The organism is Nocardia sp. NPDC051570, from assembly GCF_044454005.1.
Lineage (GTDB): Bacteria > Actinomycetota > Actinomycetes > Mycobacteriales > Mycobacteriaceae > Nocardia.
Map to the genome: position 1 here is coordinate 364,599 of NZ_JBITDI010000005.1, position 24,102 is coordinate 388,700.

Below are 24,102 nucleotides of genomic sequence, written 5' to 3' on the forward strand. Positions count from 1 at the left end.
CGGGATCAGACGATCCGGATCAGGATCTCAGAATGTCCGGCGCGGATGACATCGCCGTCGGCGAGCTGCCAATCCTGTACCGGTGAGCCGTTGACCAGCGTTCCGTTGGTCGATCCGAGATCGGACAGCATCGCGACCTGACCGTCCCAGCGCACCTCGATATGGCGGCGGGACACGCCTGTATCGGGCAGCCGGAAGTGTGCGTCCTGGCCGCGGCCGATGATGTTGCTGCCCTCGCGGAGCTGATAGGTGCGACCGCTGCCGTCGTCGAGCTGCAGGGTGGCCGAGTAGCCGGATCCGCTGCGGGCTGCGGGCTGCTGCGCCTGGGGGTAACCGGCCTGCTGGGCGTAGCCCTGCTGTTCGGCGGCATAACCCTGCTGCTCGGCGTAGCCCTGCTGGGCGTAGCCCTGCTCGTAGCCGGCGGGCGCCTGATAGCCCTGGCCCTGGTAGCCCTGCTGTTCGTAACCGCCGGGGGCCTGGGCGTAACCGGCCTGCTGGCCGTATCCCTGGTCGGCATAGCCCTGTTCGGCGTAGCCCTGCTGGCCGTACCCCTGATCGGCATAGCCGGGATCGGCGTAGGCCTGCTGGCCGTAGCCGCCTTGTTCGGCATAGCCCTGTTCCGCGTAGCCCTGCTGGCCGGCGCCCGGCTGTTCGGCGTAGCCCTGCTGGCCGCCCTGATGTGCGCCGCCCTGCTGGGCGTAACCCTGTTCGGCATAACCCTGTTGGCCATAGGCCTGCTGGTCGTACCCCGGCTGGCCGTACGCCGCACCACCCTGCTGGGCATAGCCCTGCTGCTCGTAGCCGTTCTGGTATTCGTAGCCCTGCTGCGAATCCGGCGCGGCATAGTCCGCGGCACCCGGGTACTGCCCACCGCGGCCGTATTCGTCGCGATAGCCGCCCTGCGGAGCACGGCCCGCGGGCGGTGGTGCGTACCCGCGATTGCGTGGATCGGACTCCGCGGGCTCACGGCTGGGGTCGTAGCCTGAGTTCTGCGTCATGGGGCCAGCTCCTGGTTGCGGGTGTGCGGTTCGTTGTCGGGGTTGTCCGGTGTTCGCGCGGCCCACGTCCGGGTCAACCCGGCCGCGCGTCCTGAACTGTCCGGTGTGCAGCGTAGGGGATGCCTCGAATTCGACGTGTACTTCGCCGTAGGTCTGCCATCCCTGATCGTGGATGTAGTCCTGTAGGTGTTTGGCGAAGGCCCGGGTGGTGAGTTCGTGATCTGCCTCGAGTTGCTGCAGGTCCGAGGGGTTGATGGTGATCACGTAGCTGTTGGGAGCCAGCAGATGTCCACCGTCGAGTTCGGCGACCTGATCGGTCGCCTCGCGTTGCAGCGCCGCCTCTACCTCCTGGGGGACCACGCTGCCACCGAATACGCGGGCGAAGGCATCACCGACGGCACCCTGCAGGCGGCGTTCGAAGCGCGACACGATGCCCATCTCGGCCTCCCTTCGCTGCGCGTACCTCGACTGTCACCATTCCGCGACACGCCAAATGGGCGTGTCGTCGAAGGGACACGATGATTGCATGATATCCACGATCCTCCACACCTGTAACTCGCGACAGCCTTGGCGAGTTCCTTTCCACCAATCGGCCGCTCGAGCAGCCGATTTCTGTTCGACATCGCCCGCGTGATACGGTCTTCCAGTCGCTCGGGCGAGTGGCGGAATGGCAGACGCGCTGGCTTCAGGTGCCAGTGTCCTTCGGGACGTGGGGGTTCAAGTCCCCCTTCGCCCACAGTAGTCGAAGCGCCGCAGATCTTTGGGGATCTGGGGCGCTTCGTTGTTTATCCGGGCCGTCAGGAGCTCAGGCGCATCCGTTCGGTCGGTGTCGCACCGTTCACGCATTCCCGCACCGGATTCGGATTCCCTTGGCGCTCTTGGCAATCCCAGTTCACGCCGTTGACCCGGACGGTGATGATCGGATCGCGTTCGCGCTCGGCCCGGTGCAGATAGGTGTTGGCGACGGGGACGGCCGTGGCGCAGGCCGTGTCGTCATAGGTGGTGAACGCGGTGACGGCCAGGCCGTTGTCGGCGGGGCCGCAGGTGATGGCGACGATCTGGGGTTCGCCGGGGGCGGGGATGCCGATCGGGGTGCGGGCGAGGCGGCGCTGGGCCTTCTCGAAGGGGTTCTGCTGGTTCACACATTCGCGGTACGGGGGGACCTCGTTCTCGTAGGAGCGGCAGGTCCAGGGGATGGTGTCGATCGTGACCAGGAGGTCGGCGGGCTGGTCGCCGCCGCGGCGCAGGCCGGCGTCGAGAGCGTCCAAGGCCGCGCGGGTATAGCCGCAGGCCGCGGTGCCGCGGCCGGACAGTGCGTAGAACTGGTAGCCGGTGTCGTCGCGGCCGCAGTCGGTACGTCCGGCGGGTGTCGCGGTGTTCTCCTGGGCCCCGGCGGAGGTGGTCGCGGGGGTCGGGGTCAGGCCGAGGGGATTGTGGGCGGAGCTGCCGCAGGCCGACGCGCCGAATGCGACGGTCGCCAGGAGCAGTATCGGCAAGGTCCCGACTCGCATATGTCCTCCCGACCGATTGAGGGAACCGCGTGGCATTCGGCAGAGCCTGTGCATGTTAGCAACCTTCTGGCTAATTTCGGGCAAAAGGCGCGCTGCGGTATGTCGAATTCGCCCGCCGCGCCGGGCGCTGACCGATCGCGCGGTGGCGCACGCCCGAGACCGACGGATTCGCCGCCGCCGCGGTCCGCGCGGGAGTAATCTCGAAGCACCCTTTCGGACCGATCCGGATTCGCGATGCACGAAATGGCGATAACCCGCAGCGTCATCGACGCCGTATGCGAGCATGCGGCCGGGCGGCGGGTGCACGGCATCACACTCGAGGTCGGTGTGCTGTGTGCCGTTGTGCCCGAGGCGATGTCGTTCTGCTTCGAGCTCGTGGCCGAGGGCACCGTCGCCGAGGGGGCGAATCTCGAGATCCGCACCGTGCCGGGCGTGGCGTACTGCCGCGCCTGCGGTGCCGAATTCACCGTCTCCGATCCGATCCTGCTGTGCCGGTGCGGCAGCGCCGACGTCGAATTGCGATCGGGGCGAGAGCTGTTGATCCGGTCGATGGAAGTGAGCGAGGCATGTGCGCAACCTGCGGATGCGGTGACGAGGCGGCGGCCGTGATCACGGTCCCGCACGATCATCCCCATCCCCATCCCCACGAACACGAACATCCCCACGAACACGGTCACGGGCCCGGCGAGCATGTGCACGTGCCGATCACCAAGACGATCACCCTGGAACAGAAGGTGCTCGCCAAGAATGATCTGCTCGCCCAGCGCATCCGAAAGCGCCTGCGGGACAACGCCATTCTGACCTTGAATCTGACCAGTTCGCCGGGTTCGGGCAAGACCACGCTGTTGGAACGCACGATTCGTGAGCTGGGCGATCAGCCCATCGCGGTGATCGAGGGCGATCAGGAGACGCTGCTGGACGCCGATCGGATCAAGGCCACGGGATGCCGTGTCGTCCAGGTCAATACGGGCGCGGGCTGTCATCTCGACGCGGAGATGATGCGGCACGCACTGGATGCCCTCGGCCCGGCCCCCGACAGCCTGTTGTTCGTGGAGAACGTCGGAAATCTGGTGTGCCCCGCGCTGTTCGACCTGGGCGAGCACGCCAAGGTGGTGGTGATCTCGGTGACCGAGGGCACCGACAAACCGCTGAAGTATCCGCATATGTTCGCCGCCGCCGGACTGGTTCTGATCAACAAGATCGACCTGTTGCCGTATGTCGAATTCGATCTCGATCGATGCCGAGAATATGCACGATCCGTCAACCCGGGTATCCGGATTCTTCCGCTCTCCGCGACCACCGGCGAGGGCGTAAACCGTTGGTACGACTGGATTTTGGAACAGAAAACACAGTTCATCCAGCACCCTTGAGGATGCTTCCGGACGAGCCTAAGATAACGTGATCAGGGTCACATTTCGGGCCGAGTTCTTCAATGAAGGTGAGAGCCGGTCCGGGTGACGTGCATGCTTTCGGAAGGCAACAGCCCATGCCAACTCAGGAAGCAGTCCAAGCCGAACAGGCCTTGATCCACGTGCTGTGGATCAACGCGGGCCTCAGTTGTGATGGCGACTCGGTGGCGTTGACTGCCGCCACCCAGCCCAGTGTCGAGGAGATCGCTCTCGGATCCCTCCCCGGACTGCCCAAAGTCGCTGTCCACTGGCCACTCATAGATTTCGAATGTGGCCCGAACGGGGGAGCCGATGACTTCCTCGAATGGTTCTTCAAGGCCGACCGCGGTGAGCTGGAGCCGTTCGTGCTGGTCGTGGAGGGCTCGATTCCCAACGAGCAGTTGCACTCCGAGGGCTACTGGTGCGGATTCGGCAACGATCCCGCCACCGGCCAGCCCATGACCACCAGCGAATGGCTGGACCGGCTCGCCCCGAAGGCGACGGCCGTGGTCGCCGTCGGCACCTGTGCCACCTACGGCGGTATCCACGCGATGGCCGGAAATCCCACGGGCGCCATGGGTGTTCCGGACTATCTGGGCTGGGACTGGAAGAGTAAGGCGGGCATTCCGATCGTCTGCGTTCCGGGTTGCCCGATCCATCCGGACAACCTGTCCGAGACGCTGACCTATCTGCTCTATATGGCAACCGGTCAGGCGCCCATGATCCCGCTCGACGATGCGCTGCGGCCGAAGTGGTTGTTCGGCAACACCGTGCACGAGGGCTGCGATCGCGCCGGCTATTACGAACAGGGTGATTTCGCCACCGAATATGGTTCGCCGAAATGCATCGTGAAACTGGGCTGCTGGGGTCCGGTCGTGAAATGCAATGTGCCCAAGCGCGGTTGGATAAACGGCATCGGCGGCTGCCCGAATGTGGGCGGCATATGTATCGGTTGCACAATGCCCGGATTCCCGGACAAGTTCATGCCGTTCATGGACGAACCGCCCGGCGGAAAGCTGTCCTCGACGGCCTCGGGACTGTACGGCTCGGTGATTCGCAGCCTGCGCGGCATCACCGGCCGCACGCTGGACAAGGAGCCGCGCTGGCGGCACAAGGGCGAGAAGCTGACAACGGGCGCGACGCGCACCTGGTAGGAGAACCGGAACGATGACCAAGATCATCCCCGAGCCGTCGCACCGCAAGATCGAACCCGATGCCCTCGTCGAGATGGCGTGGGATCCGATCACTCGAATCGTCGGCAGCCTCGGTATCTACACCAAGATCGATTTCGCCAATCGTGAGGTGGTGGAGTGCAAGAGCACCTCCTCGATCTTCCGCGGCTATTCGATCTTCATGCGCGGTAAGGATCCGCGCGACGCGCACTTCATCACCAGCCGCATCTGCGGCATCTGCGGCGATAACCACGCCACCTGCTCCTGCTACTGCCAGAACATGGCCTACGGGGTCAAGCCGCCGAATCTGGGCGAGTGGATCGTCAACCTCGGTGAGGCCGCCGAATACATGTTCGACCACAACATCTTCCAGGAGAATCTGGTCGGCGTGGACTTCTGCGAGAAGATGGTCGCCGAGACCAATCCGAGCGTGCTCGCGCTCGCGCGCAAGACCGACGCGCCGCACGCATCGGCGCACGGCTATCGGACCATCGCCGACATCATGGAGGCGCTGAATCCGTTCACGGGCGAGTTCTATCGTGAGGCGCTGCAGACCAGCCGCTATACGCGAGAGATGTTCTGCCTCATGGAGGGCCGCCATGTGCACCCCTCGACGCTGTACCCCGGCGGCGTGGGCACGGTGGCCACGATTCAGCTGATGACCGACTACATGTCGCGGCTGATGCGGTATGTGGAGTTCATGAAGAAGGTCGTGCCGATGCACGACGATCTGTTCGACTTCTTCTACGAGGCGCTGCCCGGATACGAACAGGTCGGGCTGCGGCGCACGCTGCTCGGCTGCTGGGGCTCGTTCCAGGATCCCGAGGTGTGCAACTTCGCCTACAAGGATATGGCGCAGTGGGGCCGCAAGATGTTCGTGACCCCGGGTGTGGTGGTGGACGGCAAGCTGGTCACCACGTCGCTGGTCGATATCAACCTCGGCATCCGAATCCTGTTGGGCAGTTCGTATTACGACGACTGGACCGATCAGGAGATGTTCGTGAAGACCGATCCGCTGGGCAATCCGGTGGACCGCCGCCATCCCTGGAATCAGCACACCAACCCCAAACCGCAGAAGCGCGATCTGGAGGACAAGTACAGCTGGGTGATGTCGCCGCGCTGGTTCGACGGTAAGGATCATCTCGCCCTGGACACCGGCGGCGGACCGCTCGCGCGGCTGTGGTCGACGGCGCTGGCCGGGCTGGTCGATATCGGATACGTGAAATCGACCGGGCGCAGCGTGCAGATCAATCTGCCCAAGACCGCGCTGAAGGGTCCGGTGGAGTTCGAGTGGAAGATCCCGGCCTACGGCAGCAATACGATCGAGCGCAACCGGGCTCGCACCTACTTCCAGGCCTATGCCGCGGCCTGCGCGCTGCACTTCGCGGAGCAGGCGCTGGCGGAGATCCGGGCCGGGCATACCAAGACCTGGGAGAAGTTCGAGGTGCCCGATGAGGGCATCGGCTGCGGCTTCACCGAGGCCGTGCGCGGTGTGCTGTCGCATCACATGGTGATCCGCGACGGCAAGATCGCCAACTACCATCCGTATCCGCCGACACCGTGGAATGCCAATCCACGCGATACCTATGGCACGCCGGGGCCGTACGAGGATGCGGTGCAGGGACAGCCGATCTTCGAGGAGAACGATCGGGAGCATTTCAAGGGCATCGACATCATGCGCACGGTCCGCAGCTTCGATCCCTGTCTGCCCTGCGGTGTGCATATGTACCTGGGCAACGGAAAGACGTTGGAGAAGCTGCACTCTCCCACCCAGACGCTCACCGGCGAGTAGCGCCATGGCGACCGATCGCTGGCGCGGGGCGGGCGAACGAATCGACACCCTCCTCGCGGCCAGCGGCACGGGCGGGGCCGCGGCCCGCGACCGTGCCGAACTGCTGGTGGCCGAGGTCGTCGACCTGTACGGGGCCGGACTGCACCGGATGCTGGATCTGCTCGACGCCGCGGCGATCGAGCGGCTGGCCCGCGACGAGTTGATCGCGAGCCTGCTGCTGGTGCACGGCCTGCATCCGCACGATGTGCCCACCCGGGTGCGGACCGCGCTGGACAGCGTGCGCCCGTATCTGGGTTCACACGGCGGGGATGTGCGGTTGGTCGATGTGGACGGTCCGGTGGTGCGGCTCGAACTCGACGGGAGCTGTAAGAGCTGTCCGTCCTCCTCGGTCACGCTCGAACTGGCCGTGGAGGATGCCGTGCGCGCCGCGGCGCCCGAGATCGAGGGCATCGAAGTCGTTGCCGCCCAGGCCGATTCCGGGACGGTGATTCCGGCCGAATCGCTGTTCGCCCGGGTGCGTACCGACGGTCATCGGCCCGGTGGCTGGACCGTGGCGCCCGAGCTCGGCGAATTGCGGCCCGGTGAGGTGGGCGGATTCGCCGTCGCCGGGCAGGCGGTGCTGGCCTGCCGGATCGACGACGAGCTCTACGTATATCGCGATCACTGTCCGGCCTGCGATCGATCGATGGCCGGCGCCGCGCTGCATCGGCTCATGGGCGCGCCGCCGGGTTCGGTCGTGCTGCGCTGCCCGACCTGTCGCGCGCATTACGATCCGGTGCACGCCGGGACCCGGCTCGACGGGGACGGACATCTGGATCCGCTGCCGGTGCTCATCCGGTCCGGTGAGCTGTCGGTGGCGGTCCCGGCGGAGGTGGCCGGGTGAATCCGTCGTTCGGGGTGCTGCGTCGGCTGGCCACCGCGCGGCCCGCGCCCACACCTGCCGGGGAGCGCTGCGAGATGTGCGCGGATGCCATCGAGGAGACGCATCCGCATGTCGTGAATGTCGAAGCGCGCCAACTGATGTGCGTCTGCCGCGGCTGTTACCTGCTGTTCACCCCGGCGAAGAGCATGCCGGGGACAGGGGATGGCCGCGTGCCGGGGACAGGGGATGGCCGGGCGTATAAGGACAGCAGGCGATATCGTTCGGTGCCCGATCGCTATCTGTACTTTCCGCAGGCCGAGATAGGGCAGGCCGAATGGGATGCGCTGGAGATTCCGGTGGGGCTGGCCTTCCTGTTCCGCAACTCCGCGCTCGGGCGGACCGTGGCCTTCTATCCCGGACCCGCCGGGGCGACCGAATCCGAACTGCCGCTGGCACAGTGGCAGGCGATCGCGGAGCGCCACCCCGAGCTCGATGTGCTCGCCGACGATGTGGAGGCGCTGCTGGTGCGCATGCCACCGCGCGGGGGAACGGGTGAGGTCATGCTGGTGCCGATCGATGTGTGTTACGAGTTCGTCGGCCGAATGCGGATGCTGTGGAAGGGATTCGACGGCGGTCAGGAGGCCCGGCGCTATATCGATGACTTCTTCGCGGCCATGGCGGCGCGGGCCCGGGGCGGTGTGCGATGAGTTCGGGCGAGGAGATCGGCTTCACGGTGCTGGGCATCGAGCCCGAGCCCTATGCCGCCGCGCCCATCCTCTCGGCGCGGATCGCCGTGACCGCGCCGATCGGTGAGCCGGGGCACGCCATCGCATTACGGGCGCAGATCCGCATCGAACCGCAGCGCCGGGGCTATTCCGAGGAGGAGGGTGCGGGCCTCGAGGATCTGTTCGGTCCGCGGTCGCGGTGGCAGGACACCCAGCGCTCATTCCTGTGGATGCACTGCGCCACCATGATCCCCGGCTTCAGCGGCGGCTGTGAGGCGGATCTGCCGCTGCAGTGCACCTACGACCTCGAGGTCGCCGGATCGAAGTATCTGCAGGCCCTGCGCGGCGGTACGGTGCCGCTGCTGTTCCTGTTCAACGGCACGGTATTCGTCAAGGGCGACAGCGGTTTCGCCATCCATCAGGTGCCCTGGGACCGCGACGACCGATTCGCGATGCCCGTCTCGGTATGGCGCGATCTCATGGCCGCGCATTTCCCGAATTCGGGCTGGGTGCGGCTGTCGCGGGAGACGCTGGATGCCTTATCGGCCTACAAGTCTCGGCGCGGACTGCTCGGATACGACGACGCGGTCGGCGAGCTACTGAAAGAGCGATCGTGACCGCGGCCCGGGCCCGCGCCGTGGCCGATGCGGTGCTCTACGAGGGATATCTGCTCTATCCCTATCGCGCGACCGCGCGAAAGAACCAGTCCCGCTGGCAGTTCGGGGTGCTGGGTCCGCCCGGTGCGGCCGAGGCCGGACTCGGCGAATCGGATCGGATGTCGGCGCAATGCCTGATCGAGGGCGATGCGGACGTCACCGTGACACTGACGCTGCGGTTCCTGCAGTCGCAGCGCCGCGATGTGTACGACGCCGACGATCATCGGGTCACGGAACTCCGGGCGGGCCAGCGGTCCTGGATCGCCTGGGACGAGGCCGTCGAGAAGGAATCGATATTCGGGCCGATATCTCTGGCGGACAGCGTGTTCCGCGTGCGGGTGGATCCGGCCACCGAGGTCGAGCAGATCCGCGAAGGCGATACGCCCGCCGGAAGCCTGGTCCGTGGCCGCAGGCCGATCGAGGCCGAACTCGCCGTGACCGCGACGCGTGACGGCGACTTCCACCGCCTCTCGATCGTGGTGCGCAATATCGGCGCGCCCGCGACCGAACGCACCGACGCCCTGGCCCGATCGCTGATCGGCGCGCATCTCATCGCCGGGGTCGCCCGCGGCGGCTTCGTCTCGTTGCTCGAACCGCCCGAACGGGCCGTCGCGGCCGTCGCCCGGTGCACCCAGCAGCGCTGCTTCCCCGTGCTGGCCGGACCGCCCGGCGATCACTCCCTGCTGCTGATCTCGCCGATCATCCTCTACGACCATCCGGAGATCGCCCCCGAAAGCGCACTGCCCCTGTTCGATTCGACCGAGATCGACGAGATCCTGATGCTGCGCATCATGACCCTGACCGACGAGGAGAAACGGCAGGCCCGGGCCACCGATCCGCGCGCGGCGGAGATCATCGACCGCTGCGAGACCATGACGCCGGACGCCTGGCGGCAACTGCACGGCGCGCTGCGCGATCCGTCCGGGCGCGGCGAGCCGCAGATCCTGCCCGCGCTCGGCGAGGGCATCGACTGGTGGGATCCGTCGGTGGACGGTGCGGTGCGACCGGAATCGGATGCGATCGTCGTGGCGGGAACGCTGGTGCGTAAGGGCAGCCGGGTCCGGCTGCATCCCTCGCGGCGGGCCGATGCCCACGACCTGTTCTACGACGGGCGGCTGGCGCGTGTGGTCGCGGTGCATTCCGATGTCGAGGATCGGGTGCATGTCGCGGTCGTCGTGGAGGACGATCCGGCGGCGGATCTGCACGAATGGTACGGCCGCTACCTCTACTTCGCGCCCGATGAACTGGAACCGATCGATCAAGTGCCCGAACCGGATTCGATATGAAAGGACCGAAACGGCCATGGAAACGGTAGGAGTGATCGCGACCGTCATCGTCGCGCTGATCGTGGTGTCGCTGGCCTGGCTCGGGGTGCGATCCGTCCCCGATCTTCGGCGCTATCTGCGCATCCGGCATATGTAGCGAGCGAGGTGGTGACGACCGTGCTGGTCGCCGGGATCGGCAACATCTTCCTCGGCGACGACGGATTCGGGCCCGCGGTCCTGCGGCGTTTGAGCGGTGACCGCGAAACCGGTGTGCGCGTCGCCGATTACGGCATCCGCGGCATGCATCTGGCCTACGACCTGCTCGACGGCTGGGATGCGCTGATCCTCGTCGATGCCCTGCCCGATCGCGGCGAGCCCGGCCGGATCGAGGTGCTGCGCGCCGAACAGTCCACGGCCACAGCGCGACTCGATGCGCACGCCATGAATCCGGAGGCCGTGTTCGCGGCGGTCCGGGCGCTCGGCGGGCGGGTGCCGCCCACGGTGGTGGTCGGCGCTCAGGTGGCATCGGTCGAGGAGGGCATCGGGCTGTCCGAACCGGTCGCCGCGGCGGTGCCCGCCGCCGCGGCCGCGGTCGAGGCGGTGCTCGCGAATCTGCGCACACGGCAGGAGGTGTGAACGATGTGCCTGGGCATACCCGGCCGGGTCGTCGAGATCGTCGACGGCTATCACGGTCAGATCGCGCTCGTCGATGTCTCCGGCGAGCACCGGAAGGTGAATATCGGTCTGCTGGAGGAGGATCCGCCGCGCGCCGGCGATTGGGTCATCATCCATATGGGTCTCGCGGTGGAGCGCACCGATGCGGCGGGCGCGGCCGCGGCGCTGGACGGCCTGCGATTGCTCGGCAGCGGTGAACAGCCGTGACCGGCGGGCGGGCGCGGCGCGGGATCGTCGTGCGGGGGGTGGTGCAGGGCGTGGGCTTCCGGCCGTTCGTCTACGCCACCGCCGCGGAACTGTCGCTGTCCGGACGGGTATCCAACGACAGCTCGGGCGTACTCATCGACATCGAGGGCGCCCCGGCCGATCTCGATGAATTCATCCGCCGGATCAGGGACCGGCCGCCGCCCTTGGCGGTCGTCGAATCCGTCGAACAGTGCGAGCTCGAGGTGCGCGGCGGCACCGGCTTCCACATCGCCGACACCACCCGCGCCACCGGCGGCCGCACACTGGCCTCGCCCGACGTCGCGATCTGCGCCGACTGCGCCGCCGAACTGCGCGATCCGGCCGATCGGCGCTACCGGCACCCCTTCGTCAACTGCACCAATTGCGGGCCCCGGTTCACCATCATCGCCGCACTGCCCTACGACCGCGAGCGCACCTCGATGGCCGAATTCCCCCTGTGCGATGCCTGCGCCCGCGAATACGCCGACCCCGCCGACCGCCGCTTCCACGCCCAGCCCATCGCCTGCCCCGAATGCGGTCCCACGCTGAGCTATTCGAGCCCAGCCGACCCCATTCACCGTCCGCCGCAGGGCCGCTCGAACCCGGGCGACCCCCTCGCCGCGGCCCGGGAGTTGTTGCGTGCGGGCGGAATCCTCGCCGTCAAGGGCATCGGTGGCTACCATCTCGCCTGCGATGCGGCCGATCCCGCCGCGGTCACCGAGCTGCGCCGCCGTAAACGCCGCGGCGACAAACCCTTCGCCGTGATGGTCCCCGACCTGGCGACCGCTCGCATTCTCGTCGAGGTCGACGAGGCAGCGGCCGCCCTGTTGACAAGCCCGGCGCGCCCCATCGTGCTACTCCCGCGCCGCCGGTCTCGGGGCGTGCACACCGGGACCCAGTCGGCCACGACCGGACTCGCACACGATGCCGCCGGTGACGGGATGAACGCGGGCGCAGCCGGATTCGCGCACGGGCATGCGGAACTCGCCGTGGCGGAGGTAGCGCCGGGCAATCCGGATCTCGGTGTACTGATCGCGTATACGCCGCTGCATCTGCTGCTGTTCGGATTGCCCGAGGATCCGCCGGGCCCGCAGGCCCTGGTGATGACCTCGGGAAACCTTGGCGGAGAACCGATCTGCTACGACGACGCCGATGCGCGGATCAGGCTCGCCGGGCTGGCCGATGCCTGGTTATCGCATGATCGCCGCATCCTGGTGCCGTGTGACGACTCCGTGGTGCGGCTCGTGGACGGGCTGGAACTGCCGGTGCGGCGGTCGCGCGGCCATGCGCCGCTGCCGCTGGCGCTGCCGATGCCGATCCCGCCGACCCTGGCCGTGGGTGCGGATCTCAAGAACACGTGCGCGGTCGGCGAGGACCGATACGCCTGGTTGAGCCAGCACATCGGCGATATGGACGATCTGGCCACCCTCACCGCGTTCACCGACGCCGAACGGCATCTGGAGGAACTGACCGGGGTGCGTCCGGAACAACTCGCCGCCGACGCGCATCCGCGCTACCGGTCCACGGCCTGGGCGCATCAGCATGCGGGCGAGCGGCCGGTGCGATCGGTGCAGCATCATCACGCCCATATCGCGGCGGTCATGGGCGAGCACGGCCTCGATCCGGCCGAGACGGTGCTCGGAATCGCCTTCGACGGCACGGGATTCGGACCCGACGGCGCGATCTGGGGTGGCGAGGTGCTCCTGGCGGGATACAAGGGCTTCCGGCGGCTCGCACATCTGCGCTATGTGCCGCTGGCGGGCGGCGATGTGAGTGTGCGGCGGCCCTATCGGATGGCGCTCGCGCATCTGCGCACGGCGGGTATCGCCTGGGATGACGACATTCCGGCGGTGCGGGCCTGTCCACCGGAGGAGCGCAGCGTCCTTGCCCACCAATTGGATACCGGTTTCGGCTGCGTGCCGACCTCGAGCATGGGCCGGTTGTTCGATGCGGTGGCCGCGCTGGCGGGAGTGCGGCAGGTCGTCGACTACGAGGCGCAGGCCGCCATCGAGCTGGAGGGACTGTCCCGCGGCGTCGAGGTCGATGCGGTGTATCGGTTCGGGCTCGCCGAGGGTGACGGCGCGGCCGAACCGATATCGATCGATGCGGCGCCGGCGATCGCCGCGGTGGTCGCTGATGTGCGGGCGGGTACGCCGATTCCGGTGATCGGTGCGCGATTCCATGCCGCCGTCGCGCGGTTGGTGCTGCGGCTGGCCCTGCGCTTCGGCCGATCGAACCCGATCGCCCTGTCCGGCGGTGTCTTCCAGAATGCCCTGCTGTTGTCGTCGGCTCGGACACTGCTGCGAGACAACGGATTCCACGTGCTCACCCATCATCGGCTACCGCCCAACGACGGCGGCCTCGCATTCGGACAACTACTCGCCGTCGGGGCGAGTTGAGCGGAAGGAGTGCGCCGATGTGTCTGGCGGTGCCCGGAAAGGTCCTGAGCCTGCACGAGCGCGACGGCACGCTGATGTCGATCGTCGACTTCGGCGGCGTGCACAAGGACGTCTGTCTGCAGTACATCCCCGATGCCACGATCGGCGACTACGTCATCGTGCACGTCGGATTCGCCCTCCAGCGCCTGGACGAGGCCTCCGCGCTGGCCACCCTCGACGAATTCGCGCGCCTGGGCGTGCTGAACGAGGAGTTCGGTGACGGCTTCGCCATCGCCGCCGCCCAGGCCGGTCTCGACAACCCCGAGGCCGCCCCATCGCGAGAGAACCCGGAGGTGACGTCGTGAAGTATCTCGACGAATTCAGCGATCCGGAGCTGGCCGGGCGCCTGCTCGATCGCATCCGCGCCCTTACCACCCGGCGCTGGTCGATCATGGAAGTGTGTGGCGGGCAGACGCATTCGATCATCCGCCACGGCATCGATCAGCTGCTGCCCGACACCATCGAGATGATCCACGGACCCGGCTGCCCGGTCTGCGTGACCCCGCTCGAGATCATCGATAAGGCGCTCGAGATCGCGTCGCGGCCCGATGTGATCTTCTGCTCGTTCGGTGACATGCTGCGCGTGCCCGGCAGCAGCCGCGACCTGTTCCGCATCAAGAGCGAGGGCGGCGATGTGCGCGTGGTCTATTCGCCGCTGGACGCGCTCGAGCTGGCCCGTGCCAATCCCGATCGCGAGGTGGTGTTCTTCGGGATCGGCTTCGAAACGACCGCACCCGCCAACGCCATGACGGTATATCAGGCGAAAAGGCTTGGTGTGCGCAACTTCTCGCTGCTGGTCTCGCATGTGCTGGTGCCGCCGGCCATTTCGGCGATCATGGAATCGCCGAGCTGCCGGGTGCAGGCGTTCCTGGCCGCCGGACATGTGTGCACGGTCATGGGGATCGGCGAGTATCCGCCGCTCACCGACAAGTACCGGATCCCGATCGTGGTCACCGGCTTCGAACCGCTCGATATTCTGGAGGGTATCCGCCGCACCGTGATTCAGCTCGAGTCCGGGCGGCACGAGGTCGAGAACGCCTATCGGCGCGCGGTGGCCGAGGGCGGGAATCCGGCGGCCAAGGCCATGCTGGAAGACGTCTTCGACATCACCGACCGGGCCTGGCGTGGTATCGGTGTGATTCCGCGCAGCGGCTGGCGACTGTCGGAGCGTTACCGCGAATTCGATGCCGAGCAACGGTTCTCGGTGGGCGATCTGCATACGGCCGAATCCTCGATCTGCCGATCGGGCGAGGTGCTGCAGGGCCTGATCAAACCGCATGAATGCGCCGCCTTCGGTAAGCAGTGCACGCCGCGAAATCCGTTGGGCGCCACCATGGTCTCCTCCGAGGGCGCCTGCGCGGCCTACTACCTGTACCGGCGCCTGGATCTCCCGGCGGAGGCCGCTCATGCCTGAGGATGCCCCCGCGGCCATCGATATGGAGAGCTGGGTCTGCCCGCTGCCGCTGCGCGATGCCCCGAATATCGTGATGGGCCACGGTGGCGGCGGCGCCATGTCGGGTGAGCTGATCGAGCATCTGTTCCTGCCCGCCTTCGGTTCCGCGGCCGAGGCCGGGATGGGCGATTCGGCGGTCGTGACCATCGGCGGCGCGCGGCTGGCGTTCACCACCGATTCGTTCGTGGTCAAGCCGCTGCGATTCCCGGGCGGGTCGATCGGTGAGCTCGCGATCAACGGCACGGTCAACGATCTGGCCATGTCCGGTGCCCATCCCATCGCGCTGGCCACCGCCTTCATCCTGGAGGAGGGCACGCCGCTGGCCGAGATCGCGCGGATCGCCGAGGCCATGGGGACCGCCGCGCTCGGCGCGGGCGTCAAGCTGGTCACCGGCGATACCAAGGTGGTCGATGCCGGACACGGCGACGGGATCTACGTGAACACCTCGGGTATCGGCCTGATCGGGGCGGGTGTCGACATTCGCCCGCAGCGGGCCCGGGCCGGGGATGTGGTGATCGTCAGCGGTGAGATCGGAATGCACGGGGTGGCGGTGCTCAGCTGCCGCGCGGGGCTGGAATTCGCGACCTCGGTGTGCAGCGATACCGCGCCGCTGCACGGTCTGGTCGCGGCCATGCTGGCCACGGGCGCCGACGTCCATGTGCTGCGCGATCCGACGCGGGGCGGAATGGCCTCGGCATTGAACGAGATCGCGCGGGCCGCGAAGGTCGGTGTGGCACTGGACGAACGCGCGATCCCGATCCCGCAGGCGGTGCGCGACGCGTGCGGGCTGCTCGGACTCGATCCGATGTATGTCGCCAACGAGGGCAAGCTGGTCGCGTTCGTGGCCGCCGCGGACGCCGATCGAGTGCTCGCGGCCATGCGCGACCATCCGCTGGGCGCACACGCCGAGGCGATCGGGGTCTGCGTGCCCGAACATCCGGGCATGGTGGTGGCCCGCACGGCCCTCGGCGGCACCCGGGTGGTGGACCTGCCCGCTGGGGAGCAGCTGCCCCGAATCTGTTGAGTGGCCGCGGCTTTCGAGGAGGTGGCGATATCACGGCAACCGAGGTGGCGGGCGTGGAGATGTTCGCCCGCTACGCCTACGCGCCCAATGCCCTGGGTTACTGCGGCCCGCCCGACGCCGAGGCGCTGCGCGGCGGGACGGCCGACGAGGTGCGGGCGGTCGCGCGCCGATTCTCCGGCGCCTGGCCGTATCTGTGCGCGATGTCGGCGCTGACCGGTATCGCGGATCCGCTGGATGGGCGGCTGGTCGAATCCTATTGGCTCGGTGGGGGAGTCGGGGCCGTGCTGGATCCGGTCGAATTCACCGGCGCGCTGCTGGCCCGGATCGGTCCGCTCGCCGGGCACTACTGGACGCATCTGACCCCGGAGCTGGCGAATGAGGCCGCGGCCAATCACCACTTCCACGTCTTCGGCGTGTACCCGTGGACGCGACTGCTCGGCAAGGGGCCCGAACCGGTGCGCATCCTCGACAGCTGCCGGATCACCTGGGCGACGGTGCTCGCCCGCCACGACGGCGAGATCACGGTGTGGTGCCGTCGGTTGCGCTGGGACGGTTATCGGCTCGGTCTGTCCGCGCCGGGCCTGCGCCGCATCCACGACGATGCCGCGCCGCCCGATCTGTACCCCGGCCGGGCGGTCGCGCTGCACTGGGATCGGTTATGCGGTCTGCTCAGTCCCGCGCAGGTCCGGGATCTGGCCGCCGGGACGGCCCGGCAACTGCGGGTGACCAATGCGCGGTTAGGCCGGGGGTGATTCGGCGCTCGCCTGCGCGGACAGCGGAATTCCGGTGTGGAAGAAGCGGATCAGGCGGCCGATGCGGACACAGTGTTCGGCGCAGCGCTCGTAATGGTGGACCAGCAGGGCCAGATCGACGGCCATCGCGCTGTGGTGCGGCCACTCCGGCGATGCCAGCAGCTGCAGCACGCGCTGGCAGGTGTGGGCCAGCGCCGGATCGGGCACCACCAGTTCGGCATCCGGGATCGGATGGCCGGTGGCGACGATGACGTCGACGACCCGGGCGGCGAGGATGGTGGTGAGCCGTCCGATCTCGGCGAGCGGGGTGATGATCTCCGGCGGCGCGACCGGATGGGGATAGCGGCGCACCACGCTGTCGGCGATGCTGCTGGTGAGCCAGCCCAGCTGGGAGAGATCATCGGCAATCTGGATGGCGCTCACCACATGTCGTAGATCGCGGGCGACGGGGGCCTCGAGGGCGAGCAGGATTACGGCGCGGTTCTCGCAGGCGCCGTACTTCTCCTGCAGTTTCTCGTCGAGGGCGAAGACCTCGTAGGCGGCGGTGAGATCGGTCTCGGTCACCGCGAGCGCCACGCGTTCGGCGGCCTCGTGCGCCAGGCCCGCCAAGCGGCCCAGTTCCCGGGTCAGGGCCGCGAGTTCGGAGGAGAACTTCGTCCGCACGCGGCTATCTTCGCCTTTCGCCCGCCGGGCTGTGCGGGTTTCGGAATACCGAATAGCACTGATGCGCATTCGTATTGGACCGGGCAGGATCGCGAGATGCGTTCTCGATCAGCTGTCCAATTCCATCTCCGCCGGGCGTTCGTCGCGGGCTCGATCGCCGTGACCTGCGCATTCTGGTCGATTCCGGGGGTCGGTGCGGTGCAGCCCCGGGGGCCGTTCGCCGCGCCCAATCCCTTTCTGGGGCCGCCGGGTTCGGCCACCATGCACGGCGATGCGGGCAGTTCCGATGCCACGCCGCTGGCCGGGCCCGGGGCCCGGCCGGTCTCGGCGACGATCGCTCCGCTGGCCTCGGCCTGTCCGACGCTGCTGCAGGGTTCGGACGGATTGGTGGTGGCGCTGTGCACCGCGATCGCCGGGCAGGTCCCGACCGTTGCGCTGATCGATCCCGCGAGGGTCGAGGCGCCGTTGGCCACACTGCCATTGACCAAGGGCGGGCTGCTCGGCGGTGTGTACGCCTATCTGGATCAGCACGATCGGCTGGTGGTCGTGGACGGCCGGCGGCAGCTGCTGCGCATCGGGCACGATCGCGACGGCGGCGGGGCATGGCGGTTGCGGATCGATGAGTCGATCGATCTGTCCGGTGTGGTGCCCGACGGCGACAGTGTGGTGGGGTTGGTTCCGGATTCGGGCGGGGCGGTGTGGTTCGCGACCGCGCGTGCGGTGGTCGGACGGGCCGATCCGTCGGGGGCGGTGACGAGCGTGGCGCTGCCCGCGGGTGAGCAGGTGGCCAACAGCATTTCGTCCACGCCGAACGGAAGGGTCGCGGTCGCAACGACATTCGCGCTCTACGAATTCGATACCGAGGCGGGCAGGCCGCATATCCGCTGGCGCGCGCCCTACGATCGCGGCCCGGCGCGTAAGCCGGGCCAGCTGAGCTGGGGCACCGGGTCCACGCCGGTGTACTTCGGGCCCGCGACCGGAGCGGAGTACGTCACGATCGTCGACAATGCGGCGGGGCCGGTGCGGCTGCTGGTATTCCGGTCCGGCACGGGCGAACTCGTCTGCACGCAGCCGGTGCTCACCCACGGCGGGCCGGGCAGTGAGAACGCGCCGATCGGGCTGGGCAGCACGGTGATGGTCGCGAGCACCTACGGCTATCCCTATCCGGCCGTGCCGGAGGGTGCGGGACCCGCCTCGCCGTCGACGGCTCCGTTCGTCGGCGGCATGACCCGGGTGGATGTGGACGGCACGGGCTGTCACACCGTCTGGGACAACGCCGTGCGCAGTTCCGCGGTGCCGATCCTGTCGGCCGCCGACGGCCTGGTCTACACCGTGGCCCGGGTCGGGCCGGAACACACCACGCCGCTGGACGGGTTCGAGTTCACGGCCATCGATCCCGGGACCGGTGCGGTCGCGGCGCGCAGTCCGCTGCCGGGCACCCTGCTGGAGGATCCGCTGCAGACCGCCCCGCTGATCACGCGGGACGGCCACCTACTGCAGGGGACGATCACCGGAATACTGCGGATCGGCTGACGGTGGGGTGTGATCTTCGTCGCACCTTGGTCGGCGGGGCGCCTGCCTCGGAAGGGTTGCGGGCGAGGGTTATGCGCATGGCGATCGTTATTAAGCGCAGATAAATAGAGTGGACATCAGCGGCGGGATCTGTATAGCCCGGTATGCGTCCCGTATTGACGGCAGATAACAAACTCTGGGTCTGTTTTCTGCCTGGCAACCCTGTGGTCATTTCCTATTCGCTTGGTAAACGGCCAGTTGGGAATGGGTGGACTGCGGGGTTGATCGTATCTTCGGTCGGAATCGGCAAATGCGAAATGACGATCTCTCGATCGTTCTTCGGGTTCGAAATCGGATGAACGGGAGCGACCGGACGGGATGTTGCGCGGGGGCGCATCGACACCCCGCACAAGGGACGCTACGAATTTGCGCGCCACTGCCAACAACCCTGTCCGAGCGTCGGTTTCGGCCAGGTCACGTATACGCCCGAGCGCAGTGTGGGAGGTTGCATCGGAATAACGATTGTGTAGAGTTGTAAGCAACGCTGGCCGCAGCTGAGCTGGACTCGCTGCGGCCAGTGGTCCTCAAATCCGGGATGTCCGACCCGGTTCGAAATCCCTCAGCCTCAGCAGTCTTCGCAGCGGCGTGCGCTCGGTTAGCCGGAGATGAGCGGGTCGGTAGCTACCGGCTCTGCCGCGGCACGCCGCCCGATCACGAAGACGTAGGCGAGGAAGCCCAGTTCGGCCAGTAGGCCGATGCCGACGCGCACGGGGGCGGGCCATCCGCTCGGCGTCACGAAGCCCTCGATCAGACCCGAAATCAGCAGCACCGCCACCAGCCCCAGCGCGACGGTCGCGGTCGCCCGGCCCTGCCGGGCCAGCGCCCGGGCCCGGCTGAGGCGACCCGGATCGATCAGCGTCCAGCCCAGCTTCAAACCCGCGCCCCCGGCCACGAAAACCGCTGTGAGCTCCAGCATTCCGTGCGGCAGGAGGAAACCGAAGAAGGCGTCCAGCCGCCCCGCGCCGGCCATCAGGCCCGCCGAGACGCCCAGATTGAGCGCGTTCATGTACAGCACGTAGACCGCGGGCAGAATCACGATTCCGGTGAACAGCGCGACCGCCGCGACCCAGGCGTTATTGGTCCACACCTGCGCGGCGAAGGCGTCATGCGGGTGGTCGGAGTAGTAGGTCTCGAATCTGCCGCCGGGGCCGGTGAGATCGCCGGTATCGGCGGGCAGCCCCAACCGCTTTCGGGCCGTGCCCGATCCGGACACCCACACGGCCAGCCCCGCCGAGACGGCGAGGAAAGCCGCGGCCACCCCGGCCCACCACGGCGCGGCCCGATACACCGCGGCGGGGAACCGATGGGTGAAGAACCGGCCTACTTCTCGCAATACCTCGCCGCGGGTGCCCAGCACCCGGGCGCGGGCCCGGATCAGCAGGGCGCTGAGCCCGGCGATCAGTTCTGGATCGGGAGAGTGCGATTGCAGCCGCGCGAGCTGTTGGGAGGTGCGGCGATACAGCGCCACCAGTTCGTCGGCCTCCGCGCCGGACAGGCGGCGCTGCCGGCTCAGGCGATCGAGCCGGTCCCAGGACGGCCGGTGCGTATAGGCGTAGGCGTCCACGTCCATCGGTGGCCTCCCCTGCTCGTTGTTCGTGACCGAGGCTAGTCGGTCGGCCAGGCCCTAGGCTGGAGGAATCATGGCCGTCTTCACCACCGGCGAGGCCGTCGCCCTCGAACTGCCGATCGCGCGGATACCCACGCGGGCCGCGGCCTTCCTCATCGATGTGGTGCTGCAGTTCGTGCTGGCGTGGCTGCTGTTCGCGGCCGTGGTGATGCTGCTGGTGCGGTTCGATCCGGATATCGCCTGGCTCGACACCGCGGTGCTGGTGATCTTCGTGACCGTATTGGCCGGATATCCGGTCACCTGCGAGACGCTGTTGCGCGGGCGCACGGTCGGCAAGCTGATGCTGGGGCTGCGCGTGGTCCGGGCCGACGGCGGACCGATCGACTTCCGCCACGCCCTGACCCGCGGCCTCGCCGGCGCCATCGTCGACTTCTGGGCCCTCGGCGGATTCGGCGCCGTCGCGGTGGTGACCTCACTGTGCTCCCCGCGCGCCCGCCGGATCGGCGACATCCTCGCCGGCACGGTGGTGGTCCACGACCGCACCCGAATCCCGTTGCCCGCCTTGGCCGCCGCCCCGCCCTGGCTCCAGTCCTGGTCCCAACACCTGGACCTGTCCGCCCTCACCGAAGACCTGGCCCTCCCCATCCGCCGATACCTCACCCGCTACCGCACTCTCACCCCCGAAATCCAGGCCGCCCTCGGCCACACCCTCGTCACCACTGCCTGCACCCGCCTCGGCGTCCCCCCACCCCCCAACTACCCACCCCTGCACATCCTCGGCGCCCTCATCTCCGAACGCCAACGCCGCACCCTCACCCAATCCCGCCCGGCACCAATGCCTTTCGATATGACCTGGCGCTGAATGGAGCGGCGGAGGAGGAGTTGAGTCGCCGTGTACGGGCGGCGGGTGGTCACATGGCTCCGGAGCGTTTCAGTTCCAGGTATTCGTCGGCCAGGGCCTCGGGGAGGCGGGTGGGGGAGGTGGCTACGACGCCGATGCCCTTGCGGCGCAGGGATTCCTGGACGAGGGCGCGTTCGGCGAGGAGGGATTCGGCGGTGGCGGCGGCGTAGATGTCGGGGATCGTGGTGCGGTGGGTGGCGGCGGCGGCGACGTCGGGGTCGGTGACCGAGACCAGCAGGACGCGGTGGCGGTGGGCGAGGACCGGGAGGACGGGGGTGAGGTTCTCCTCGACCAGTGCGCCGTCGAGGCTGGTGAACCAGACGATCAGGCTGCGGCGGCGGGCGTGTCGCAGTGCGGCGCGGACCAGACCGGGGGTGTCGGTGTCGACCAGGGCGGGCACCACCGCGGATAAGGCGTGCATCAGCTTGGGCTGCAGGGACTTTCCGCCGATGCCGCGGACCTCGGCGCGGATCGTGCGGTCGTAGGCGAGCAGATCGGCGGTATCGCCCGCCGCGGCGGCCAGGCCGCCGAGCAGCAGCGCGGCCTCGATGGCGACATCGAGGCGAGTGCCCTCGCCGATCCTGGCCGCGGCCGTGCGGCCGGTGTCCAGCAGCATCAGTACGTGGCGGTTGCGTTCGGGGCGCCAGGTGCGCACCAGGACATCGGTCGCGCGGGCGGTCGCGCGCCAATCGATCGCGCGGACATCGTCACCGGCCACGTACTCACGGAACGAATCGAATTCCGAACCCTGGCCGCGGGTGTTCGTCACCGTGCGGCCCTCCAGATGCTGCAGCTGCCGCACCTTCGCGGCCAGCACCTTCTCGCTGCGAAACGGCGGCAGCGCCCGCAGGCGGGCGGGCACGTCGCGGCGAATCTGCCGACCGGCCAGCCCGAGCGGCCCCAGCAGGCGCACGGTCACCGGTCCGGCCACGCGGTCGCCGCGATAGTCCGGTCGCAGCGTGGTGCGCAGGTGGGTCTTGGTATTCGGCGCGAGTAGCAGGTGGTGGCTGTCGTGATCGGCCCGCGCGCTGTCGGGCCAGTCGTCCCACAGCATGCCGCGGATCGTGCGGGTACCGGCGTTGAGCACCGTCAGCTCCACCTCGGTCGTGCGCCCCGATCGCACCGTGGTCAGCGCCGCTCGCGACAGCTCGAGCCCGATTCCCTTGCCCGCCAACGTCGTATCGATCGCGATGAGCACCGCCAGCAGACCGGTCGCCGCGACGACGCCCAGCCACGACGGCAGCGCGAACATCACGACCAGACCCGCCCCCGCGGCGATGGCCGCCAGCCGCCCGGTGACCACCATGGCTACACCGGAACCGGAACCGACAGCAGCAGCGAGGACATCACGCCCTCTGCCGTCGCCCCGTCCAGCTCCGCCTCGGGACGCAGCTGCAGCCGATGCCGAAGTACCGCCACCGCAACGTGTTTCACGTCGTCGGGGGAGACGAATCCGCGCCCGCCCAGCCAGGCCAGCGCCCGCGCGGCCGCCATCAGCGCGGTGGCGCCGCGGGTGGACGCGCCGTGCTGCACGGCCGGGGAGCTGCGGGTGGCCCGGCACAGATCGACGATGTAGGCGAGCACCTCGGGGGCGATCGTCACCTCCGCGACCGCGGTGCGGGCGGCCGCGATATGCGCGGGTCCGGCCACCGGGCGCAGGCCCGCCGCGGTCAGATCGCGCGGATCGAATCCGGCGGCATGCCGCTGCAGGACGCGGAATTCGTCATCGCGGCCGGGCAGCCGGATGTCGACCTTGAACAGGAACCGGTCCAGCTGCGCCTCCGGCAGCGGATAGGTGCCCTCCTGTTCGATCGGATTCTGGGTGGCCACGACCACGAACGGTTCGGGCAGCGGCCGCGGTTTGCCGTCGACCGACACCTGCCGCTCCTCCATCGATTCCAGCAGCGCGGATTGGGTTTTCGGGGGAGTGCGGTTGATCTCGTCGGCCAGCAGCAGATTCGTGAACACCGGTCCGCGGCGGAAGGTGAACTCCCCCGAATGCGGATCGTAGATCTGCGAACCGGTCACATCGCCGGGCATGAGATCCGGGGTGAACTGGACGCGAGCGTGCTCGAGGTCCAGCGCCATCGCCAGCGCGCGCACCAGCAGCGTCTTCGCCACGCCCGGAACACCTTCCAGCAGCACATGCCCGCGGCACAGCAGCGCCAGTACCAGAAACATGATGGCCTGGTCGTTACCGACGACGGCCTTGCCGATCTCGGCGCGTAACGCGCCGAATGCCCGATGGGCGTCCTCGGCGGTCGGGGTGTGGTTGGTGTCCACCGTGGTCATCCGATCTCCGATTCGATGCGATCCAGTTGTGCGACAACGACTTGCAGAGACTGATCGTCGGGCACCGGGCTGTATATTTTGGCGGCGGCTTCGCCGCCGCGGGTTTGCGGCGCCTGAGGCTCGTCGTTCGGGTACCGCTGCTTGCTCCTTCGTCGCTTGCGCAGCGGCACC

24 protein-coding genes and 1 tRNA gene are annotated in these 24,102 nt (G+C 68.1%); 19 read left to right on the forward strand and 6 right to left on the reverse strand.

Features of this window, described 5'->3' with window-relative positions; translation table 11 throughout:
- Window positions 1-5: 5 nt before the first annotated feature.
- Window positions 6-1,436 (reverse strand): FhaA domain-containing protein, encoded by a 1,431-nt coding sequence (locus ACIA76_RS15060; protein ID WP_397152353.1) that lies wholly within the window; start codon window positions 1,434-1,436, stop codon window positions 6-8.
- A gap of 215 nt (window positions 1,437-1,651) precedes the next feature.
- Here ACIA76_RS15060 and ACIA76_RS15065 point away from each other — a divergent pair.
- Window positions 1,652-1,734, forward strand: a tRNA-Leu gene (locus ACIA76_RS15065).
- Between the two features lie 61 nt (window positions 1,735-1,795).
- Here ACIA76_RS15065 and ACIA76_RS15070 read toward each other — a convergent pair.
- Window positions 1,796-2,509, reverse strand: coding sequence for a hypothetical protein (locus ACIA76_RS15070; RefSeq protein ID WP_397152354.1), 714 nt, complete (start codon window positions 2,507-2,509; stop codon window positions 1,796-1,798).
- 234 nt (window positions 2,510-2,743) lie between these two features.
- Between ACIA76_RS15070 and ACIA76_RS15075 the strand changes: the two genes are divergently transcribed.
- From ACIA76_RS15075 to ACIA76_RS15150, 16 genes are all read left to right on the forward strand, one after another.
- Window positions 2,744-3,118, forward strand: coding sequence for a hydrogenase maturation nickel metallochaperone HypA (locus ACIA76_RS15075; RefSeq protein WP_397152355.1), 375 nt, complete (start codon window positions 2,744-2,746; stop codon window positions 3,116-3,118).
- Window positions 3,076-3,879 (forward strand): hydrogenase nickel incorporation protein HypB, encoded by an 804-nt coding sequence (gene hypB, locus ACIA76_RS15080; RefSeq protein ID WP_397152356.1) that lies wholly within the window; start codon window positions 3,076-3,078, stop codon window positions 3,877-3,879. Before ACIA76_RS15075 ends, hypB begins: the two co-directional genes overlap by 43 nt.
- 116 nt (window positions 3,880-3,995) lie before the next feature.
- Window positions 3,996-5,051 (forward strand): hydrogenase expression protein HypE, encoded by a 1,056-nt coding sequence (locus ACIA76_RS15085; protein ID WP_397152357.1) that lies wholly within the window; start codon window positions 3,996-3,998, stop codon window positions 5,049-5,051.
- A gap of 13 nt (window positions 5,052-5,064) precedes the next feature.
- Entirely contained in the window at window positions 5,065-6,861 is a 1,797-nt protein-coding gene (locus tag ACIA76_RS15090; protein WP_397152358.1) for a nickel-dependent hydrogenase large subunit, read from the forward strand.
- Window positions 6,862-6,865: 4 nt separating this feature from the next.
- A complete protein-coding gene (locus tag ACIA76_RS15095) occupies window positions 6,866-7,744 on the forward strand; it encodes a NifU family protein (RefSeq protein ID WP_397152359.1) in 879 nt (292 codons plus the stop codon).
- Window positions 7,741-8,430 carry a DUF5947 family protein gene (locus ACIA76_RS15100; protein ID WP_397152360.1) on the forward strand — a complete coding sequence of 230 codons (690 nt, stop codon included), beginning with the start codon at window positions 7,741-7,743 and terminating at the stop codon, window positions 8,428-8,430. Before ACIA76_RS15095 ends, ACIA76_RS15100 begins: the two co-directional genes overlap by 4 nt.
- On the forward strand, window positions 8,427-9,065 hold the full coding sequence (locus tag ACIA76_RS15105) for a DUF6084 family protein (RefSeq protein ID WP_397152361.1): 639 nt from the start codon (window positions 8,427-8,429) through the stop codon (window positions 9,063-9,065). The genes ACIA76_RS15100 and ACIA76_RS15105 overlap by 4 nt, the downstream gene beginning before the upstream one ends.
- Window positions 9,062-10,390 carry a hypothetical protein gene (locus tag ACIA76_RS15110; protein WP_397152362.1) on the forward strand — a complete coding sequence of 443 codons (1,329 nt, stop codon included), beginning with the start codon at window positions 9,062-9,064 and terminating at the stop codon, window positions 10,388-10,390. The genes ACIA76_RS15105 and ACIA76_RS15110 overlap by 4 nt, the downstream gene beginning before the upstream one ends.
- A 16-nt stretch (window positions 10,391-10,406) precedes the next feature.
- A complete protein-coding gene (locus ACIA76_RS15115; protein ID WP_397152363.1) occupies window positions 10,407-10,526 on the forward strand; it encodes a DUF6893 family small protein in 120 nt (39 codons plus the stop codon).
- A gap of 8 nt (window positions 10,527-10,534) precedes the next feature.
- A complete protein-coding gene (locus ACIA76_RS15120) occupies window positions 10,535-11,005 on the forward strand; it encodes a hydrogenase maturation protease (RefSeq protein ID WP_397152364.1) in 471 nt (156 codons plus the stop codon).
- 3 nt (window positions 11,006-11,008) lie between these two features.
- A complete protein-coding gene (locus tag ACIA76_RS15125) occupies window positions 11,009-11,251 on the forward strand; it encodes a HypC/HybG/HupF family hydrogenase formation chaperone (protein ID WP_397152365.1) in 243 nt (80 codons plus the stop codon).
- On the forward strand, window positions 11,248-13,668 hold the full coding sequence (locus ACIA76_RS15130) for a carbamoyltransferase HypF (RefSeq protein WP_397152366.1): 2,421 nt from the start codon (window positions 11,248-11,250) through the stop codon (window positions 13,666-13,668). The genes ACIA76_RS15125 and ACIA76_RS15130 overlap by 4 nt, the downstream gene beginning before the upstream one ends.
- Before the next feature lie 17 nt (window positions 13,669-13,685).
- On the forward strand, window positions 13,686-14,012 hold the full coding sequence (locus ACIA76_RS15135) for a HypC/HybG/HupF family hydrogenase formation chaperone (protein WP_397152367.1): 327 nt from the start codon (window positions 13,686-13,688) through the stop codon (window positions 14,010-14,012).
- On the forward strand, window positions 14,009-15,121 hold the full coding sequence (gene hypD / locus ACIA76_RS15140; RefSeq protein WP_397152368.1) for a hydrogenase formation protein HypD: 1,113 nt from the start codon (window positions 14,009-14,011) through the stop codon (window positions 15,119-15,121). The genes ACIA76_RS15135 and hypD overlap by 4 nt, the downstream gene beginning before the upstream one ends.
- Window positions 15,114-16,184, forward strand: a complete 1,071-nt coding sequence (gene hypE, locus ACIA76_RS15145; RefSeq protein ID WP_397152369.1) for a hydrogenase expression/formation protein HypE — start codon at window positions 15,114-15,116, stop codon at window positions 16,182-16,184. The genes hypD and hypE overlap by 8 nt, the downstream gene beginning before the upstream one ends.
- A 59-nt stretch (window positions 16,185-16,243) precedes the next feature.
- Window positions 16,244-16,936, forward strand: coding sequence for a DUF6390 family protein (locus ACIA76_RS15150; protein WP_397152583.1), 693 nt, complete (start codon window positions 16,244-16,246; stop codon window positions 16,934-16,936).
- Here the strand turns inward: ACIA76_RS15150 and ACIA76_RS15155 are convergent.
- Window positions 16,922-17,599 (reverse strand): phosphate signaling complex PhoU family protein, encoded by a 678-nt coding sequence (locus ACIA76_RS15155; protein WP_397152370.1) that lies wholly within the window; start codon window positions 17,597-17,599, stop codon window positions 16,922-16,924. The genes ACIA76_RS15150 and ACIA76_RS15155 overlap by 15 nt on opposite strands.
- A 96-nt stretch (window positions 17,600-17,695) precedes the next feature.
- Here ACIA76_RS15155 and ACIA76_RS15160 point away from each other — a divergent pair, with 96 nt between their 5' ends.
- The gene (locus ACIA76_RS15160; RefSeq protein WP_397152371.1) at window positions 17,696-19,132 is read left to right on the forward strand and encodes a hypothetical protein; all 1,437 of its coding nucleotides are present in this window, start codon (window positions 17,696-17,698) and stop codon (window positions 19,130-19,132) included.
- A 634-nt stretch (window positions 19,133-19,766) separates the two neighbouring features.
- Here ACIA76_RS15160 and ACIA76_RS15165 read toward each other — a convergent pair.
- On the reverse strand, window positions 19,767-20,741 hold the full coding sequence (locus ACIA76_RS15165) for a stage II sporulation protein M (protein ID WP_397152372.1): 975 nt from the start codon (window positions 20,739-20,741) through the stop codon (window positions 19,767-19,769).
- Between the two features lie 70 nt (window positions 20,742-20,811).
- Here ACIA76_RS15165 and ACIA76_RS15170 point away from each other — a divergent pair, with 70 nt between their 5' ends.
- Entirely contained in the window at window positions 20,812-21,600 is a 789-nt protein-coding gene (locus ACIA76_RS15170) for an RDD family protein (RefSeq protein ID WP_397152373.1), read from the forward strand.
- Between the two features lie 49 nt (window positions 21,601-21,649).
- On the opposite strand, the gene ACIA76_RS15175 is transcribed toward ACIA76_RS15170, so the two are convergent.
- Together ACIA76_RS15175 and ACIA76_RS15180 are read right to left on the reverse strand one after the other, a co-directional pair.
- Window positions 21,650-22,945 carry a DUF58 domain-containing protein gene (locus ACIA76_RS15175; RefSeq protein WP_397152374.1) on the reverse strand — a complete coding sequence of 432 codons (1,296 nt, stop codon included), beginning with the start codon at window positions 22,943-22,945 and terminating at the stop codon, window positions 21,650-21,652.
- A gap of 2 nt (window positions 22,946-22,947) precedes the next feature.
- Window positions 22,948-23,931, reverse strand: a complete 984-nt coding sequence (locus ACIA76_RS15180; protein WP_397152375.1) for an AAA family ATPase — start codon at window positions 23,929-23,931, stop codon at window positions 22,948-22,950.
- Window positions 23,932-24,102: the final 171 nt, after the last annotated feature.

Excerpts from the sequence above, each read along its gene's own strand:
- ACIA76_RS15170 (WP_397152373.1), top strand. The coding sequence starts at position 20,812 with ATGGCCGTCTTCACCACCGGCGAGGCCGTCGCCCTCGAACTGCCGATC.
- ACIA76_RS15115 (WP_397152363.1), top strand. The coding sequence starts at position 10,407 with ATGGAAACGGTAGGAGTGATCGCGACCGTCATCGTCGCGCTGATCGTG.
- ACIA76_RS15105 (WP_397152361.1), top strand. The coding sequence starts at position 8,427 with ATGAGTTCGGGCGAGGAGATCGGCTTCACGGTGCTGGGCATCGAGCCC.
- ACIA76_RS15160 (WP_397152371.1), top strand. The coding sequence starts at position 17,696 with ATGCGTTCTCGATCAGCTGTCCAATTCCATCTCCGCCGGGCGTTCGTC.
- ACIA76_RS15095 (WP_397152359.1), top strand. The coding sequence starts at position 6,866 with ATGGCGACCGATCGCTGGCGCGGGGCGGGCGAACGAATCGACACCCTC.
- ACIA76_RS15125 (WP_397152365.1), top strand. The coding sequence starts at position 11,009 with ATGTGCCTGGGCATACCCGGCCGGGTCGTCGAGATCGTCGACGGCTAT.
- ACIA76_RS15060 (WP_397152353.1), bottom strand. The coding sequence starts at position 1,436 with ATGGGCATCGTGTCGCGCTTCGAACGCCGCCTGCAGGGTGCCGTCGGT.
- ACIA76_RS15075 (WP_397152355.1), top strand. The coding sequence starts at position 2,744 with ATGCACGAAATGGCGATAACCCGCAGCGTCATCGACGCCGTATGCGAG.
- ACIA76_RS15150 (WP_397152583.1), top strand. The coding sequence starts at position 16,244 with ATGTTCGCCCGCTACGCCTACGCGCCCAATGCCCTGGGTTACTGCGGC.
- hypE (WP_397152369.1), top strand. The coding sequence starts at position 15,114 with ATGCCTGAGGATGCCCCCGCGGCCATCGATATGGAGAGCTGGGTCTGC.
- ACIA76_RS15070 (WP_397152354.1), bottom strand. The coding sequence starts at position 2,509 with ATGCGAGTCGGGACCTTGCCGATACTGCTCCTGGCGACCGTCGCATTC.
- ACIA76_RS15090 (WP_397152358.1), top strand. The coding sequence starts at position 5,065 with ATGACCAAGATCATCCCCGAGCCGTCGCACCGCAAGATCGAACCCGAT.
- hypB (WP_397152356.1), top strand. The coding sequence starts at position 3,076 with ATGTGCGCAACCTGCGGATGCGGTGACGAGGCGGCGGCCGTGATCACG.
- ACIA76_RS15175 (WP_397152374.1), bottom strand. The coding sequence starts at position 22,945 with ATGGTGGTCACCGGGCGGCTGGCGGCCATCGCCGCGGGGGCGGGTCTG.
- ACIA76_RS15165 (WP_397152372.1), bottom strand. The coding sequence starts at position 20,741 with ATGGACGTGGACGCCTACGCCTATACGCACCGGCCGTCCTGGGACCGG.
- ACIA76_RS15085 (WP_397152357.1), top strand. The coding sequence starts at position 3,996 with ATGCCAACTCAGGAAGCAGTCCAAGCCGAACAGGCCTTGATCCACGTG.
- ACIA76_RS15180 (WP_397152375.1), bottom strand. The coding sequence starts at position 23,931 with ATGACCACGGTGGACACCAACCACACCCCGACCGCCGAGGACGCCCAT.
- ACIA76_RS15135 (WP_397152367.1), top strand. The coding sequence starts at position 13,686 with ATGTGTCTGGCGGTGCCCGGAAAGGTCCTGAGCCTGCACGAGCGCGAC.